This window comes from Acinetobacter sp. AM, assembly GCF_003105055.1.
Taxonomy (GTDB): Bacteria; Pseudomonadota; Gammaproteobacteria; order Pseudomonadales; family Moraxellaceae; genus Acinetobacter; species Acinetobacter tibetensis.
Window position 1 is genome coordinate 12,033 of record NZ_QETG01000036.1, and the last position, 15,291, is coordinate 27,323.

Genomic DNA, 15,291 nt, shown 5'->3' on the forward strand with positions numbered 1-15,291 from the left:
TGTAATATGTGACTGCAATGTAATATTTGTAACAAAATTAACACCAGGGAAATGATTTAATGAAAACCAAAATTGCAGCAGCGATTGCTTTAAGTTTGTTAGCGGGTTCAACTTTTGCGACACCAACGTTTTATGGTGAGATTGATGCGAGTGTGGACTATTTACCAGAAGATAATGCTTCGGGCACTTCAGATAAAGATGTAGTCGAAGTCAGTTCAAACAGCTCTTACCTTGGTGTCAAAGGTGATGAAAAACTAAATGACCGTTTAAGCGCAGTTTACCTTGCTGAATGGGCATTTTACGCAGATGGCGAAGGGTCAGATTGGTCTGCACGTAACCGTTACGTGGGTTTAAAAGATGCCAAATTAGGTACAGTAAAAGTGGGCGCGCATGATACCCCATTAAAACAACTTTCTGGTGTTGTGGATACATTCAACAACTATGTTGCCAATAAAGCAGACATCACAGGCATTATGACGGGTGAGACTCGTCTTGCAAATGTTGTGGTCTATGAAGCGCCAGCACTGACATTACCTACAGGTGCAGTCAAATTTAATGCTTTACTTGCAACTGGTGAGAACAGTGCTATTTCTAAAGGCAATGGTGCTTCTAAAGCTGCGGGTCGTGGTTTAGGCGATACTTGGTCTGCATCTTTGGTCTATGACAGCGCAATGTTTGTCGCGGGTGTTGCTTATGACAAAGCGGTACCAACGACTTTTGCAGGTCGTGGTATGACAAATGCATCTGTACCAGAAGTCACGAGCGGTGTAGCAGGTACAGCTTTTGCAGCAGCAAATACTTTACGTGCCATTGGTCGTTTAAATGTGCTCGACAACAGTTTGGCTTTGAAAGCGTTGTATCAAACGTCTGAAGTTGAAGCTGCAAATGGCAATGATCCAGCAGCAGCGAACATTGATGATTCACAAGGTTGGTTAGTGGGTGCGGAATATAACATCCCATCTGCAAAAGCGTGGACTATCAAAGCACAATACAGTGCGAACACAACCAGCTTTAAAGACAACTCAGATGACTACGATGCTGACCAAATTATGGCTGGTGTAGATTATGCATTTAGCAAACAAGTGAAAGCATACGGCTACGGTGGTTACTTAACACTTGAGCGTGGTGACTTTGAGACTAAACAACCTGTAGTTGGTACAGGCTTAGAATTTAAATTCTAATTTTTAATAAAAAATCCATTCAAAAGGACGGTGCAAAAGCAGCGTCCTTTTTTTATTTTAAGTCAGATTTAAGTTTGAGTTTATACAGTGATAAACGTATAGATTATTGAACTGCGTAAAATGAATTTGACCCGCCTCGAACGACTTAAACAGTTTCTTCCGCCACTGGCTCTTCATCAATTTAACTTGTTACTGGCACTTTGGTTAGGTATTGCTCTGAATTTTGCTTTTTATAAGCAAATTCAATTAATCACGCCTTACCAAGGTGTTAAAGCCTATGCTTTTATATTTGCGACGGTGTTGGTTGTAGTCGCACTCTATAACGTGGTTTTACAGTTATTTCAGTGGAAATGGAATGCTAAAATTTTGGCGTTTTTTTGGGTTTTTGTAGGTGGATTAACAGCTTATTTTGTGAATGGTTTAGGTGTCGTGATTTCACCTGGGCAAGTCCAAAACATGATGCAAACCGACACTAAAGAAGCATTGGATTTATTTTCTATGCAGTTTGCAGTGTGGAGCATGTTTATGGTCGTGGTGCCAATGGTGTTGATTGCATCGATTCGCATTGAAAACAAACCTCTATTGAAACAACTGTTGAGCAAGAGCTTGCATATTGTGGGCTCGTTGGCGGTTATCGGAGGGTTACTTTTTGTATTCTATGTCGATTTTGCTGCGATTTTCCGTGAACATCGTGATTTAAAAGGCATGATTTCACCACAAAATACCATTGCTTCGACTTTATCGTATTACCGTAAACAGAAACCAAAAGAAAATTTACCCCTAGTGACCTATGGGATTGATGCACATCGAATAATTAATACCAGTGCAGAAGGAATGCCTAAACTCATGGTTTTGGTGGTAGGTGAAACAGCTCGTGCGGAGAGTTTTTCTTTAAATGGTTATACGAAGAATACCAATCCAGAATTGTCTAAACAAAATGTCATTAACTTTAGTCAAGTGAGTTCTTGTGGTACGGCAACTGCGGTATCGGTGCCATGTATGTTCTCAGGAATGCCGCGTGAAGATTATGATGAACAGTTGGCGGGTCATCGAGAAGGTTTACTCGATATTGCACAACGTGCGGGCTATAAAGTGACATGGATTGATAATAACTCGGGCTGTAAAGGGGCCTGCGACCGCGTACATAAGTTTGAAATTCCAGCAGCATTAAAACAAAAGTGGTGTGATGCTGAAGGCGAGTGCATGGACGAGGTCTTAGTGGATAGCTTGAAGTCATATTTGGCGAGCATTCCAGCTCAAGATAAAACACCTCAACTGATCGTACTACACCAGATGGGCAGTCATGGTCCAGCGTATTACAAACGTTCGACAGAGCAGTTCCAACCCTTTAAGCCAATGTGTGCAACCAATGCCATTCAAGGTTGTAGCCGAGATGAATTGCTGAACAGTTATGACAACTCGATTGTGTATACAGACCATATTTTAAATCAGGTCATTCAGACCATTAAAGATGTGCCAAATCATCAAACGGGCTTCTGGTATTTATCGGATCATGGTGAGTCGACGGGTGAAAGTGGCATGTATTTACATGGTGCGCCTTATGCAATTGCACCAACTCAGCAAACTCATGTGCCGATGATCATGTGGTTCTCACCAACATGGCAACAGCATAATGCAAGCCAAGTCAATTGCTTGCAGCAGCAAAAACAAATTGCACGCAGTCAGGATAATTTATTTCCAACTTTATTGTCCTTATTGGGTGTGAAAACCCAAGTGATTGATGATAAAAATGATATGTTAAAACAATGTGCAACGAATCCAACAGGAAAGGCATAAGTTAGGATGAGCAGAATGACCAAAATCTTAATGATTGAAGATGATTTCATGATTGCTGAATCTAGCAAAACCCTATTGGAATTGCATGATTTTCAGGTGGAATGGGTAAACAATGGACTTGATGCGCTAAAGCTCCTACAACAGCAAAGTTTTGATGCAGTGTTGTTGGATTTGGGTTTGCCCATGATGGATGGAATGCAGGTGTTGACAAAAATCCGTCAAAGTTTTCCGAATTTACCTGTTTTGATTATTTCTGCGCGTGATCAGGTGCAAAATCGGGTGGATGGTTTAAATCAGGGGGCAGATGATTATCTGGTCAAGCCTTATGAATTTGTAGAACTTTTGGCACGTATTCAAGCTTTATTGCGTCGCACTACTCAAGAATCATCCTCAAGTGAAACATTGATGCTTCGTTACGGTGATTTGGTGTTAGATGTTGAGCAGCACATTGCTTTATTGCATGGGCATGAGTTGGAACTTTCCAATCGTGAATGGGCAATACTGGTGCCATTGGTCAGTTATCCGAATAAGATTTTTTCCAAAGCCAATTTAGAAGATAAGCTGTACGACTTCGATAGCGAAGTAAATAGCAATACAATTGAAGTTTATGTTCATCACTTGCGTGCAAAGTTGGGTAAAGATTTTATCCGCACCATTCGTGGTATGGGTTATCGCTTAGGTAAATTGGATTAGAGGTTTTATGCAGCAATTGCACGCAATGCCAACACAAACATCTTTAAAGAAAAGATTACTGATTTTTGTTTCAGGTTTTAGTTTGCTGTTGGGAGGCATGTTAATTGCAACGGCATACTGGATTTCATTGGGTGAACTGGATGAAATTCTTGATGCCCAAATGAAAAATCTTGCGGAACGTGTTGCTGTTCATGATCCTAAGCCAATCAAAAGCCATTTTGATATTCATAAACGCTATCATGAAGAAGACTTGTTTATTGATGTCTGGGAAAAGCAAGAACATCCGCAGCATCAATTTAATTTGTTATTACATGGCGTAAATCAGGCAGGTTTTTATGACCGCTCCACCACGCAAGGGGTGTGGCGCATGTATGTGTTACCTACTGAAAAGTATCAAATTCAGGTCAGCCAACCTTTTTCTGCAAGAAGTCATTTAGCCTTAGAACTAGCCACCAGTATGTTTGTGCCATATCTGGTGATGATCCCATTTATTTTATGGGGCTTGGGCTGGGTAATTTTACGTAGTCTAAGACCCATGGATGAGTTTAGACAAGAAATTGCCCGCCGTGATCTAGATGAACTCACTCCAATTACGCTGAATCGTTATCCTGTTGAGTTAATCCCCACCATTCAAGAGATGAATTATTTACTTGAACGTATTGAGTCGGCGCAACAAGAGCAGCGTCAGTTCATTGCAGATGCAGCACATGAGTTAAGAACACCAATTACTGCGCTGAATTTACAAATGCAGATTCTATTGCGTGAATTTCCAGAAAACATGGCATTGGAAAATTTGAGCCAAGGTTTAATTCGTATTCAGCATTTAATTAGCCAGTTACTTGATTTAGCCAAGCAAGATGCGAGTAGCTTACATACCATGCAGCAACAGCCATTTTACTTAAACCAAGTGGCAGTAAACTGTGTCGAACAATTGATTCATGTGGCTTTGCAGAAAGAGATTGATTTGGGTATGGAGCGCCAAGAGGAAGTATTGGTGAATGGTTTAGAGTCTGCTGTACGCTCCATTATTTATAATTTGATTGATAATGCAATTAAATACACGCCTAAAAATGGCGTGATTAATGTCTCGATTTTTTCACAAGGCAATGAGGCCATTATTCAGGTTGAAGACAGTGGGCCTGGAATTGACCCTGCTTTATATGAACAGATTATGAAGCGCTTTTATCGCATTCATCATCATTTAGAGATGGGAAGTGGTTTAGGTCTGTCGATTGTGCAAAAGGCTGCGGAACATTTAGGTGGAAAAATTCAGTTTGGTAAGAGCCAAACTCTGGGTGGGTTATTTGTGCAAGTGCAGTTTCCTAAACAGGTGAAGTCAGATTAATCCTTGCTCTAATTTGGAAATTGGCTTAACTCGTGCAAAAGTTAGTTGAGATTACTTTTAATAAATTTTTCATTTGGAAAATGCTGCAAAGCATGCTGTTATTTTAGAATGAGGCACTTATTCAATACGTGGTTAGTGTGAAAAAAATACATGCTGACTTGAGCGAATTGAATAGTCTAGAGACATCATTAATTTAACAGTTGTAATCATAATGACAACTGTTGTTGGACAGGATTTTAAGCGGCTTCTTGAGTATTTTCCGTAGTAGGTTGTTGAATAATCGCAATAGGCTGTTCCACTTCCAAGGTTTGTGCTGGAATTAGTCGTTTATAAAAAAATGGATAAAGTGCAACGTTACAGAACCAAATGACCCAAGCAGTCCAGAGGTTATGGCTGAGGAAGTGTGCCCCACGCATCATTTGCGCCCATCCCATAGCAAAGCCCAATATCAAGCCTGCAACAAGATAGAAATAAGCACGTTTAGGTGCAGTTCTCCTAAAAGCAAAGAAGCCCGTCATTAAGGCAAAACCTGTTGCTGCATGTCCGCCAGGGAAGCAATGCCCATGACTAAGGTTAAAATTCCAGAGAAAACCAGTCGTTGTAGCTTGGGTCATATTCCAAGGGCAGGCGTGTCCTGATTGTGATTTAAGAATACCCACCACACTGGTGCTTAAAATTAAAATCCAGAACAGATAAGCATATTGCCAGCGCTGCACATGTAAACGTTTGATTTTAAAGCTGGCAAGCCAAAGAGCAAGAAAGCTGACATCACAGAGAATTAAAAGGTTTTTGACATATTTATGATTCAGTTTTTCCAAGAACCAGTCATAACGCCATGGAAATTGACCATGTAAGCCCGTCCACGGTTGTATGAGCATAAGATCGAGTTGTCCGCCGACAAGGAACCAGAACTGCAAAAGAATAAAACAGCCTAGCAGAATCAATCCTTGTTTTAGGCTAAAGCGTTGTAATTCAGACATGGTCGTACAAACGAGATTTGGATGACTTTGATTAGAGCAAAGCAAACTTAAATCGGACTTAATTGAATCTTAAACGCATAGTGATGAAGCGAAGGACTAAACAGTTTTAATGAGAAACTTAGCAGGCAATGTGGAATGTAAACCTGTTTATAAATGTTAGATTAAAAGGCAAAAGTCGCCCGAGAATTTTATGCCTATTCGTGCCGTATTATTTGATTTGGACAACACTTTAACCCATCGTGACCAAAGTATTCAGCGCTATAGTGAGTTTTTACTAGAACAGTTTCAGTCCTACTTACTTGTGCCTGATCTGGAAAAAATACAGCACATTATCCGCCGAATTGATAATGGCGGATATCCTAAAAAAGAACAACTGACTCACCCGAGCATTGGGGCATCGGTTACATTTGCTTTATTGCAAGAGTTGGCGTGGAAAACTGAGGTCGATTTTCACGATTTCTGGTTTCAGTATTTTGGACAATGCGCCGTTGCTATGTCAGGTGCTATTGAGTTGTTACAAAGCTTGAAACAACAAGATTATGCCTTGGCAGTGGTGTCGAACGGTGGACATGCAACGCGCTTGAATATTTTAACTGGACTCGGTTTTAGCGACTATTTTGATGTGATTGTAAGTTCTGAGCAGGCAGGAATGAGTAAGCCTCATCCGCAGATTTTTCTGCATACTGCGGAAAAATTAGGGGTACATCCGTCAGAATGCTTGTTCATTGGAGATCATCCAGTAAATGATGTTTGGGGCGCACAACAAGCAGGGATACAAGCCATCTGGTTACAAGGTTTTCACCCTGAAGATGAAAGTTTACAAGTTCCTCGTATCCAGAACTTACAAGAGTTATATGCCTATTTAGAGCAAGCATAAAATTGCTGGTATAAAAAAGCGATTCTAAAGAATCGCTTCGCAACATGCGGAAATTGAGAAAACTTAAAACATACTGTCATCCGAATTTGCTGAAATTTTATGAATGGATAAATCAGCACCACGGAACTCGTCTTCTTGCGATAAACGAATACCGATGCAGGCTTTTAAACCGCCGTACACTGCGAATCCACCCGCAAGTGCAACCACAATAGCGAATAAAGTCCCCATGATTTGTGACATCATGGACACACCACCAATCCCGCCTAACCATTGTTGACCGAAAATACCAACTGCAAGTCCACCAAAAGCACCGCAAATGCCGTGTAATGGCCACACACCCAGTACATCATCCACTTTGAGTTTGTTTTGGGTATAGGTGAAGAACTTGACAAAAATAATCCCCGCAATGGCACCAATCACAAGCGCACCAAAAGGATGCACAATATCAGAGCCTGCACAGATGGCCACCAAGCCTGCAAGTGGTCCATTATGCAAGAAACCTGGGTCATTTTTGCCCATCATGTTTGCAGTAATGGTTCCGCCGACCATCGCCATTAATGAATTAATGGCAACCATGCCTGAAATCGCATCTAAACGTTGCGCACTCATGACATTGAAGCCAAACCAACCGACTATGAGGATCCAAGAGCCTAAGGCAAGGAAGGGAATGGATGAAGGCGGATGCGCACTGACGCGGCCATCTTTCTTATAACGACCATGGCGTGCGCCCAGTAGAATGACAGCGGCTAAGGCAATCCAGCCTCCCATGGCATGCACAACTACCGAGCCTGCAAAGTCATGAAAGGGTGCACCAAATGTATGCTCTAACCATGTTTGAATGCCAAAATTACCATTCCAAACAATGCCTTCAAAGAATGGATACACCAATGCGACTAAGAGTAGCGTCGCTAAGGCTTGGGAACGCATTTTGGCACGTTCCGCAATACCACCAGAGATAATTGCAGGAATAGCCGCAGCGAAAGTCAGCAAAAAGAAGCAGCGCATCAGGTTATAACCATGATCTGCCGCTAAAGTTGCTCCCATATGGAAAAAATGATGTCCATAGGCAATGTAGTAACCCACGAAAAAGTAAGCAATCGCTGAAAGCGCAAAATCGGTTAGGATTTTACTTAAGGCATTGACCTGATTTTTATGTCGAACTGTTCCTAGTTCTAAAAATGCGAAACCGGCATGCATGGCCAGTACCAGCACTGCGCCTAGCAGTAGAAAAAGTAAATCGATATCTTGCATAGTTTGCTCAAAAAAAGTGCTAAATACGACTTTAGGTACAAATTTTGGAAGAGGATTTGCACCAAAATAGTTTAGTAAATCTAAAAATTGGAGTTCAGCAACCGAATACTCCGTTCATGCATATAATTAAGCAAAAAATGCACCAATTCAGATAAAACTATGAATTATTCGGTGGAAAATAGTGCATATCGGCTTAAAAGAGTGCTGTATGTTGCAATTTAAAATCATAAAAAATTTTGGTTTCTATTTAATTAAATTAAAAATCATAGATATAAGTTGAATGTTCGTTCAGAATTTTTAGTGTCACTTCAATTTGCCAGATCAGCAGATTGAAGTGCATTTTTATTGATCGAGGATTAGAACAAAACTTCATCAAGTGAGGTGAGTCTCTCTTGATGAATGTGCACGGAATTAATGCAAAATATTCTCTAAAAATTGTTGTGCCCGTTCGCTACGAGGCGTGGTAAAAAAATCATCTTTGGAACAGTCTTCGACAATTTTGCCTTGATCCATAAAGATAATTCGATTTGCCACTTGGCGTGCAAAGCCCATTTCATGAGTAACACACATCATGGTCATGCCTTCTTTCGCTAGACCGACCATCACTTCAAGTACTTCATTAATCATTTCGGGGTCAAGTGCAGAAGTAGGCTCATCAAACAACATGGCAATGGGGTCCATACTCAATGCACGTGCAATTGCAACTCGTTGTTGTTGCCCACCAGAAAGCTGTGCAGGGAATTTATTGGCTTGTGAGCTTAATCCGACACGGTCTAGGTAAGCCAGTCCTTTTTTCTTCGCTTCATCAGCACTACGTCCTAAAACTTTAATTTGTGCAATGGTTAGGTTTTCAGTCACACTTAAATGCGGAAATAATTCAAAGTGTTGGAACACCATGCCTACGCGGCTGCGCAATTTATTTAAATCGGTTTTTGGGTCTGCAATGGGGACGCCATCCACAAAAATTTGCCCCTTTTGAAAGGGCTCTAAACCATTGACAGTCTTAATGAGGGTCGATTTGCCTGAACCTGAAGGTCCACAAACCACCACCACTTCACCTTGGCAAATTTGTGTGGTGCAATCGGTCAGGACTTGAAACTGTTGATACCATTTACTGACATTTTGGAGATCAATCATTATTTTTTGGTCACTCATACTTTTAATCTCCTTTGAATTTTTTTCACAATAAATGTTGCCAACACACTGATGCTAAAGTAAACCAGACCTGCAAATAGAATGTACTGGGTCAATAATGACATCAGGTCGCCACGAACATAGTTGGTACGGAAAAAGTCGAGCAAGCCAATTGCATACACCATGGTCGAATCTTGGAACAAGATAATGGTCTGTTGCAGTAGCAATGGCGTCATTTTCCGAAAGGCTTGTGGCAGAATAATTAAACGCATGGATTGACCATAACTCATTCCTAGCGCATAAGCTGCGGCGCTTTGCCCTTTGGGAATAGACTGAATCCCAGCGCGGACAATTTCAGAAAAATAGGCAGCTTCAAACAGCATAAAGGCAACAATACTCGAAACCAAAGCCGTATCGATGGTCAAATAATTGCCTGTAATTGCGGTATAGAAAAATGGAACCGCAAAGTAAAACCACATCAGTACCAACAGTAGTGGAATAGAGCGGAATAAATTGACATAGGCTTGTGCGATTAGATTCAATATCCGAATTGAAGACAGGCGCATTAAAGCCAGTAATGTCCCAATAAAAATACCCCCGACGGTCGCTATGCTGACGACTTTTAAGGTAATACTGAGACCATGCCATAGAGCAGGTGCAGAGAGTTGTAAATCTTGAATAAATGCAGAGAGCCAGTCCATTATTTATCTCCTGCAATCGTGCCTGGAATACGCAAGCGTTTTTCCAGAAAAGTCATGAATTGAATTAAGCAGATGTTAATCACAATAAAAATAATGGTGACGTAGGTATAAATCTCGATGGTATTTTGCGTGTACTCACTGATCGTTTTCATCTGTGAAATAATTTCAGCCACACCGACCAGTGACGCGACCGAGGTATTTTTTACACAGTTGGTCAGTTCTGAGCTGAGTGGAGGTAAAATGGTACGGAAGGACTGTGGCAAAATAATGTAACGGTATAATTGTGTAGTACTGAACCCCATGGCATAGCCTGCATTAATTTGCCCAATGGGCAAGGCTTCAATACCTGTACGGACTTGTTCGCAGACCCGTGCAGCCGTAAAGAGTCCCAAGCCAATACTGGCAGAAATCAGGGCACTGCTACTGGCACTTAAATCATTGATCCACCAGTCTTTCAGTCCCGCAGGTAAAAAATTCGGTACTACATAAAACCAAATAAACAGTTGTATTAATAAAGGAATATTACGAAAAATGGTCACATAGGTTGTGCCAATCGCACGTGCAGTTTTATTTGGAAGCGTACGCATAATACCGAGCATACTGCCCAAGACAAATGCGATAGACCATGCCACGATGGCAATAAACAGTAACCAACCTAAACCTGTTAAAATCCAGTTGAAATAGCTACTGTCACCGACACCTGTAGATTGAAATAGTACGCCCCAGTTCCAGCTATAGTTCATAGGAGCTCCATATTCTTAATCAGGTAGGCGAAAGCACTACCTGAGAATCATTGAGAGAATGATCAGCATAGATTACTGATCACGGTCATGTGGTGACGCAATAAGAGCTTTTAATTGTTCAGACATTGGGAAGTTCAGGTTAATATTTTTAGGTGGAATAGGTTGTTCGAACCATTTTTTATACATGTTATTAATTTCACCCGAGCTATAGACTGCTTTAATTGCATCATCTACCACTTGCTTAAATTCAGTGTCGCCTTTTCTGAGCATACAGCCATAAATTTCATGAATAGGTGCAGTGCCCACAATTACCCATTGATTTGGGTCTTTGGCTTTCGATTTTTCCCCTGCAAGTAAAATATCATCCATCATAAATGCCGCAGCACGACCGTTTTGTAGCATTAAGAAAGATTCGGCATGGTCTTTGGCAGAAATAATTTCACCAATCCCCAGTTCTTTTTCATGTTGTCGAATATAACGTTCTGAGGTAGTTCCCGCGGTGGTTACCAGTTTTTTGCCTTTTAAGTCGGCAAAGTCTTTCACGCCAGAGTCTTTGGCGGTGAGTAAACGCGAACCCACTTCAAAATATCCCACAGAAAAATCGACTTGTTGCTGACGTTCTTTGTTGTTGGTAGTCGAGCCACACTCTAAATCGACTGTACCATTAGAGACTAATGGAATACGGTTTTGACTGGTGACCAAGTTATAGCGAATTTTTAAATCGGGCATATTCAGTTTTTGTTTGACTGCATCTACAACTTTTAGTTGTAAATCATGTGCATAGCCCACAGGTTGATTCGGATTATCGGCAATATAGGAAAATGGAATGGAAGAGTCACGATAACCCAATACGATGGTACCTGACTGTTTAATTTTTTGTAGCGTTCCCGATGCGGAACCTTCTTTGCCCGCAGAATCATTACTGCTTGGTGTCTTATCGCCACTACAAGCACTTAAACCGAATACCAACGTACTGGCGCAGAGCAGGGAAGTCAGGGGCCGTTTTAATAACATAAGTAAAACTCCTTGTGTTTTGTTCTCATCATTCACTTTATTTATTGACTGAATATCCATCAGCTTATTTGTTTTTTGCATTATCGGCTGCTTGTTTAACAAACAGATTTAGCTTCATCTTAGCGCGAGTCTTAGTCGGTTGCGCAGGTCAGATTGTTGATGCTTTGTTAACGATAAATCTTTAAGTTTTAAACAAATTTAAGACCAATAGATAGAATCTAGAGTAAACAAAGCAGAATCTGTGCCTGTGCAGCATTGTATGATTTTATAAAATACTGTGTTTAATAAAAATAAACAATTCACTATTGAAACATTCTAAAGTGATAAATAGATTCTAAATTTTTAATTTAAATATAATGGTTTGATTTTAATGTAATTTTTAAAAATACTGGAGTTACTTACACATGTATACATGCATAGGTCACTGTTCGGATAAAAATGAATGAGAACAAGATCAAAACAACGATCTACCTACGATATTTAAAGCCGATTATTTGTATGTCGCACCATGCAAGGTCCTGTGATTGTGCATTTATTTCTGTTGAAGTGAATCAAAGATTTAGATTGGGCGATATCGGGGATGGACGTTCTATCATCGGGGTAATCTTGTTATAGTGCTTTTATTTTACAGCGTGTGGATGAGTATGTCCTTCAATCTCAAAATCAGCTTAGAGCACAGGGCTGAACAGTCTCCACAACAGAAAAAATTAAATCGTTTGATTGAGCGTATTGAACAACAAAAACAAGAACTGGCGACATGGCAAAACGCCCAAGCCGACATTCAAAACTATACGCGCAGCAAGCTTTTACCCGTTTATACCGAGTTACATACAGTTTTATTTGCACAGCTTGATACCCTGTGGAATCACTTAGCCAGCGATGCCTTTAGCAAAGCAGATTTGGTGCAAATTGACACCAAAATAGCCGCTTTAGCCAAGATGCTAAAAAAATCTCAGAGGCTAACTTCCGAGCAACAAGAACAAGTAGAGAAAATTGATATTTTCTATATGCAGCATGCAGAGCATGTACGTGCGAAGAAAGCCAAAGCAAACTCAATACAAAATCATGACCTCGCTGAAACGGTAGAACAAAACGTGGATGTAGACTGGGAAAATTATGAATATGATTCTGCCCAGTATGAAGCAGAGCGAGAACGTGCCAAGCAGTTAAAACAACAAGAAAAACGTGAGCAAGCAGCCAAAATGGCAGCGCAGTCGCTGAAAACCGTGTATTTAAAAATAACCGCGATGATTCACCCTGACCGTGAACCTGACGAAGCGAAGAAATTAGAAAAAACTGAACTTTTGCAGAAGGTCAATGAAGCTTATGCAGAGCAGGATTTATTTTATTTACTAAAACTCCAGTTACAGCTTGAAACCAATAAAGGCTTAAGCTCAAAAGCTTTAAGTTCGGAACAAGTGAAGTTTTATCAGTTGTCTTTGGAAACACAGAGTCAGAACTTGCAAAGCCAGTTAGAGGAGATCTTTGCGTCTTTTCACTTGAGTAGTCATGTTAATACCAAACAGCTCAAAATGAGTGATGTGTATAAGGTAATTGATAAGGATGCTGCTGAGTTAAAACAGCAGGTGAAATGGGAAAAGGAACGTTTAAAGCATATGAAAAGGTGAGCGGGTTGGAGATGTTGTTGGGGCATGGGGCATTATAAAATCCCTCACCCCAACCCTCTCCCAGAGGGAGAGGGAGCCGCAAGTGATTACATACCTGCATAAAATTTATAATGAACGTTCCCTCTCCTTTTAGGAGAGGGCTAGGGAGAGGTAATAATAAAAAATGAAATTAAACCCACAATTATTAGAATTCGCCAAAACCATGCGAAGCAATGCTACTGATGCAGAATACCTCATATGGCAACTACTTAGAGCAAAACGATTTATGAATCTGAAATTTCGCAGACAGCATGTGATTGCACCATATATTGCTGATTTTTACTGTCACGAATTGGGTTTGGTGATTGAGCTAGATGGTAGTCAGCATGGCACAGACGATGCGATTGAATATGATGCTGAACGAACCAAGTTTTTAGAGGCTTTGGATTTGAGGGTGGTGCGGTATTGGAATCATGATGTGTTGGGGAGGACGGATGTGGTTTTGGAGGATTTGTGGTAGAAGTGCTTTGAATTAAGAATTACCTCTCCCTAAATAAATGTTAAAGAGAGGTTGAATTTTTTAAAAATTAATATAATTCTGCATTTTACTAAGTAAAATATCATCATCAAGAACTTGCCAACGCCAAAAAGCAGAAAATGGATATTGTGGAGAAGTCATATTCTTTAACCTGTCTATTTCTTGTCCTTCTTCGAAAGGAGTAAGTCTTTTAGATCTGAGCCTACCTCTAATTTCTAACATGAGTGATAACTCTTCCAATAATTGGTTTATTAGCTCTCTCCTACTAATCTTTCTAGCAGGTGTTGAAGTATCATTAAAACATCTATTTAATAATTCTACAGTTCTAACTGCACTATCAAAGTTAGGATCAGTAGTTGGACATAGATTTGTAACCGTTACAGGATCATTCGCACGAGACGGTGCTATTACTAAAATGTTCCGAAAAACCTTATGATTTACATCGCAAGGATTTAAAATATATTCGTAGTTATCACCTTTGATTCGATTACATCTTTTGCAACTATAGAATAGATTCTCCCATACAAATTTTAATGTAGGATGATTTGAGTGGGGTAGAAAATGTTCCACTTCTACTTCTTGAACTTTGTCATTTTCACATAGGTAACACTTTTCAAAACATATCTCTGAAAGGGCTTCAACAATTGGGGCTGTATTATACTTTCTTCTCGATAAATCAATAGGAGCAGGTAAAGAACGAACAATCTCAAACATCGAGATCTCCTAATTTGTTATTATCAATTAAAAAATTTAACCCTTGCATATAAATACTTTTGGATTCAGCGTTTAATTTAGATTTGTATGGTTGTAATTTCTTTAATTCTTCATTTAATACTTGAAAATCGACATGATTACTATTCATACTTTCATATATATAATCTATAGATTTTTTTAAATTTAACGATTCTGTATGAACATGTAAAAGTTCTTGAGTAATCGTTTCTATTGAGTAACTGCTTAGATTTTCATCTAAAAAGCTACCATTTGTTAGGTCAAATATAACTGTGTCTTCATTAGCTGAAGTAATTACAAATGGTGAGTGTGTTGTTACAATAAACTGGATGTTAGGAAATGATTTTGTAAAAAAAGGTAATATTTTTCTTTGTAATGAGATGTGCAGATGAGCATCTATTTCATCAATTAATACAATGCCATTTAATTCATCTGGTAATAAGTTTAGAAATTGAGATCTAAGCATTAATTCAGTATAAATAGAAAATATGGAAGAATAACCAGATGAAAGGGTCTGAAAGTTAAACTTTTTTGAATCTTGATTGATTATAAATTTTTTTGTTTTATAATCAAAATCTAAATAGGTACTTTCATCTTCAAATATGAATTTTAAATCAAAATTTAACTTGTCGAACCATTTATCAATTTTATTAGCGTATTCGAAATTAGATGATTCTGTTAAAGCTAGTGACTTTTCA

The 15,291-nt window shown here is 39.6% G+C and carries 14 protein-coding genes and 1 pseudogene; 7 read left to right on the top strand and 8 right to left on the bottom strand.

Going from position 1 to position 15,291, the window contains the following annotated elements; genetic code table 11:
- Window positions 1-59 precede the first annotated feature (59 nt).
- The 4 genes from DCO44_RS15295 (at window position 60) to DCO44_RS15310 (ending at window position 5,016) form a co-directional block, all read left to right on the top strand.
- Complete coding sequence (locus tag DCO44_RS15295; protein WP_116763392.1) at window positions 60-1,181, top strand: porin; 1,122 nt, start codon at window positions 60-62, stop codon at window positions 1,179-1,181.
- 120 nt (window positions 1,182-1,301) lie between these two features.
- Window positions 1,302-2,978, top strand: a complete 1,677-nt coding sequence (locus DCO44_RS15300) for a phosphoethanolamine transferase (protein ID WP_116763394.1) — start codon at window positions 1,302-1,304, stop codon at window positions 2,976-2,978.
- Window positions 2,979-2,993: 15 nt separating this feature from the next.
- Window positions 2,994-3,671 (top strand): response regulator transcription factor, encoded by a 678-nt coding sequence (locus DCO44_RS15305; protein ID WP_116763396.1) that lies wholly within the window; start codon window positions 2,994-2,996, stop codon window positions 3,669-3,671.
- 25 nt (window positions 3,672-3,696) lie between these two features.
- The gene (locus tag DCO44_RS15310) at window positions 3,697-5,016 is read left to right on the top strand and encodes a sensor histidine kinase (RefSeq protein WP_116763414.1); all 1,320 of its coding nucleotides are present in this window, start codon (window positions 3,697-3,699) and stop codon (window positions 5,014-5,016) included.
- Window positions 5,017-5,252: 236 nt separating this feature from the next.
- Here DCO44_RS15310 and DCO44_RS15315 read toward each other — a convergent pair whose 3' ends face one another.
- Window positions 5,253-5,996 (bottom strand): phosphatase PAP2 family protein, encoded by a 744-nt coding sequence (locus DCO44_RS15315; RefSeq protein WP_116763398.1) that lies wholly within the window; start codon window positions 5,994-5,996, stop codon window positions 5,253-5,255.
- Window positions 5,997-6,186: 190 nt separating this feature from the next.
- Between DCO44_RS15315 and DCO44_RS15320 the strand changes: the two genes are divergently transcribed.
- Window positions 6,187-6,873 (top strand): HAD family hydrolase, encoded by a 687-nt coding sequence (locus tag DCO44_RS15320; RefSeq protein ID WP_116763400.1) that lies wholly within the window; start codon window positions 6,187-6,189, stop codon window positions 6,871-6,873.
- Between the two features lie 63 nt (window positions 6,874-6,936).
- Here the strand turns inward: DCO44_RS15320 and DCO44_RS15325 are convergent, their stop codons facing one another.
- From DCO44_RS15325 to DCO44_RS15345, 5 genes are all read right to left on the bottom strand, one after another.
- Window positions 6,937-8,124: an ammonium transporter gene (locus DCO44_RS15325; protein WP_116763402.1), complete on the bottom strand. Its 1,188-nt coding sequence runs from the start codon at window positions 8,122-8,124 to the stop codon at window positions 6,937-6,939.
- 411 nt (window positions 8,125-8,535) lie between these two features.
- Window positions 8,536-9,261, bottom strand: coding sequence for an amino acid ABC transporter ATP-binding protein (locus DCO44_RS15330; RefSeq protein ID WP_171304991.1), 726 nt, complete (start codon window positions 9,259-9,261; stop codon window positions 8,536-8,538).
- A 14-nt stretch (window positions 9,262-9,275) separates the two neighbouring features.
- The gene (locus DCO44_RS15335; protein WP_116763406.1) at window positions 9,276-9,959 is read right to left on the bottom strand and encodes an ABC transporter permease subunit; all 684 of its coding nucleotides are present in this window, start codon (window positions 9,957-9,959) and stop codon (window positions 9,276-9,278) included.
- The gene (locus DCO44_RS15340; RefSeq protein ID WP_116763408.1) at window positions 9,959-10,702 is read right to left on the bottom strand and encodes an amino acid ABC transporter permease; all 744 of its coding nucleotides are present in this window, start codon (window positions 10,700-10,702) and stop codon (window positions 9,959-9,961) included. Before DCO44_RS15340 ends, DCO44_RS15335 begins: the two co-directional genes overlap by 1 nt.
- A 72-nt stretch (window positions 10,703-10,774) precedes the next feature.
- Entirely contained in the window at window positions 10,775-11,716 is a 942-nt protein-coding gene (locus tag DCO44_RS15345; RefSeq protein WP_116763416.1) for a transporter substrate-binding domain-containing protein, read from the bottom strand.
- 644 nt (window positions 11,717-12,360) lie between these two features.
- Here DCO44_RS15345 and DCO44_RS15350 point away from each other — a divergent pair.
- Both DCO44_RS15350 and DCO44_RS15355 read left to right on the top strand, forming a co-directional pair.
- Window positions 12,361-13,382 (top strand): annotated as a pseudogene (locus DCO44_RS15350) (molecular chaperone DnaJ).
- Window positions 13,383-13,507: 125 nt separating this feature from the next.
- On the top strand, window positions 13,508-13,843 hold the full coding sequence (locus DCO44_RS15355) for an endonuclease domain-containing protein (protein WP_116763410.1): 336 nt from the start codon (window positions 13,508-13,510) through the stop codon (window positions 13,841-13,843).
- Between the two features lie 60 nt (window positions 13,844-13,903).
- Here DCO44_RS15355 and DCO44_RS15360 read toward each other — a convergent pair whose 3' ends face one another.
- A complete protein-coding gene (locus tag DCO44_RS15360) occupies window positions 13,904-14,575 on the bottom strand; it encodes an HNH endonuclease (protein ID WP_116763412.1) in 672 nt (223 codons plus the stop codon).
- Window positions 14,568-15,291 (bottom strand): AAA family ATPase (locus DCO44_RS15365; protein WP_165815734.1); only part of this gene is annotated, 724 nt, incomplete at its 5' end. The genes DCO44_RS15360 and DCO44_RS15365, both read right to left, overlap by 8 nt.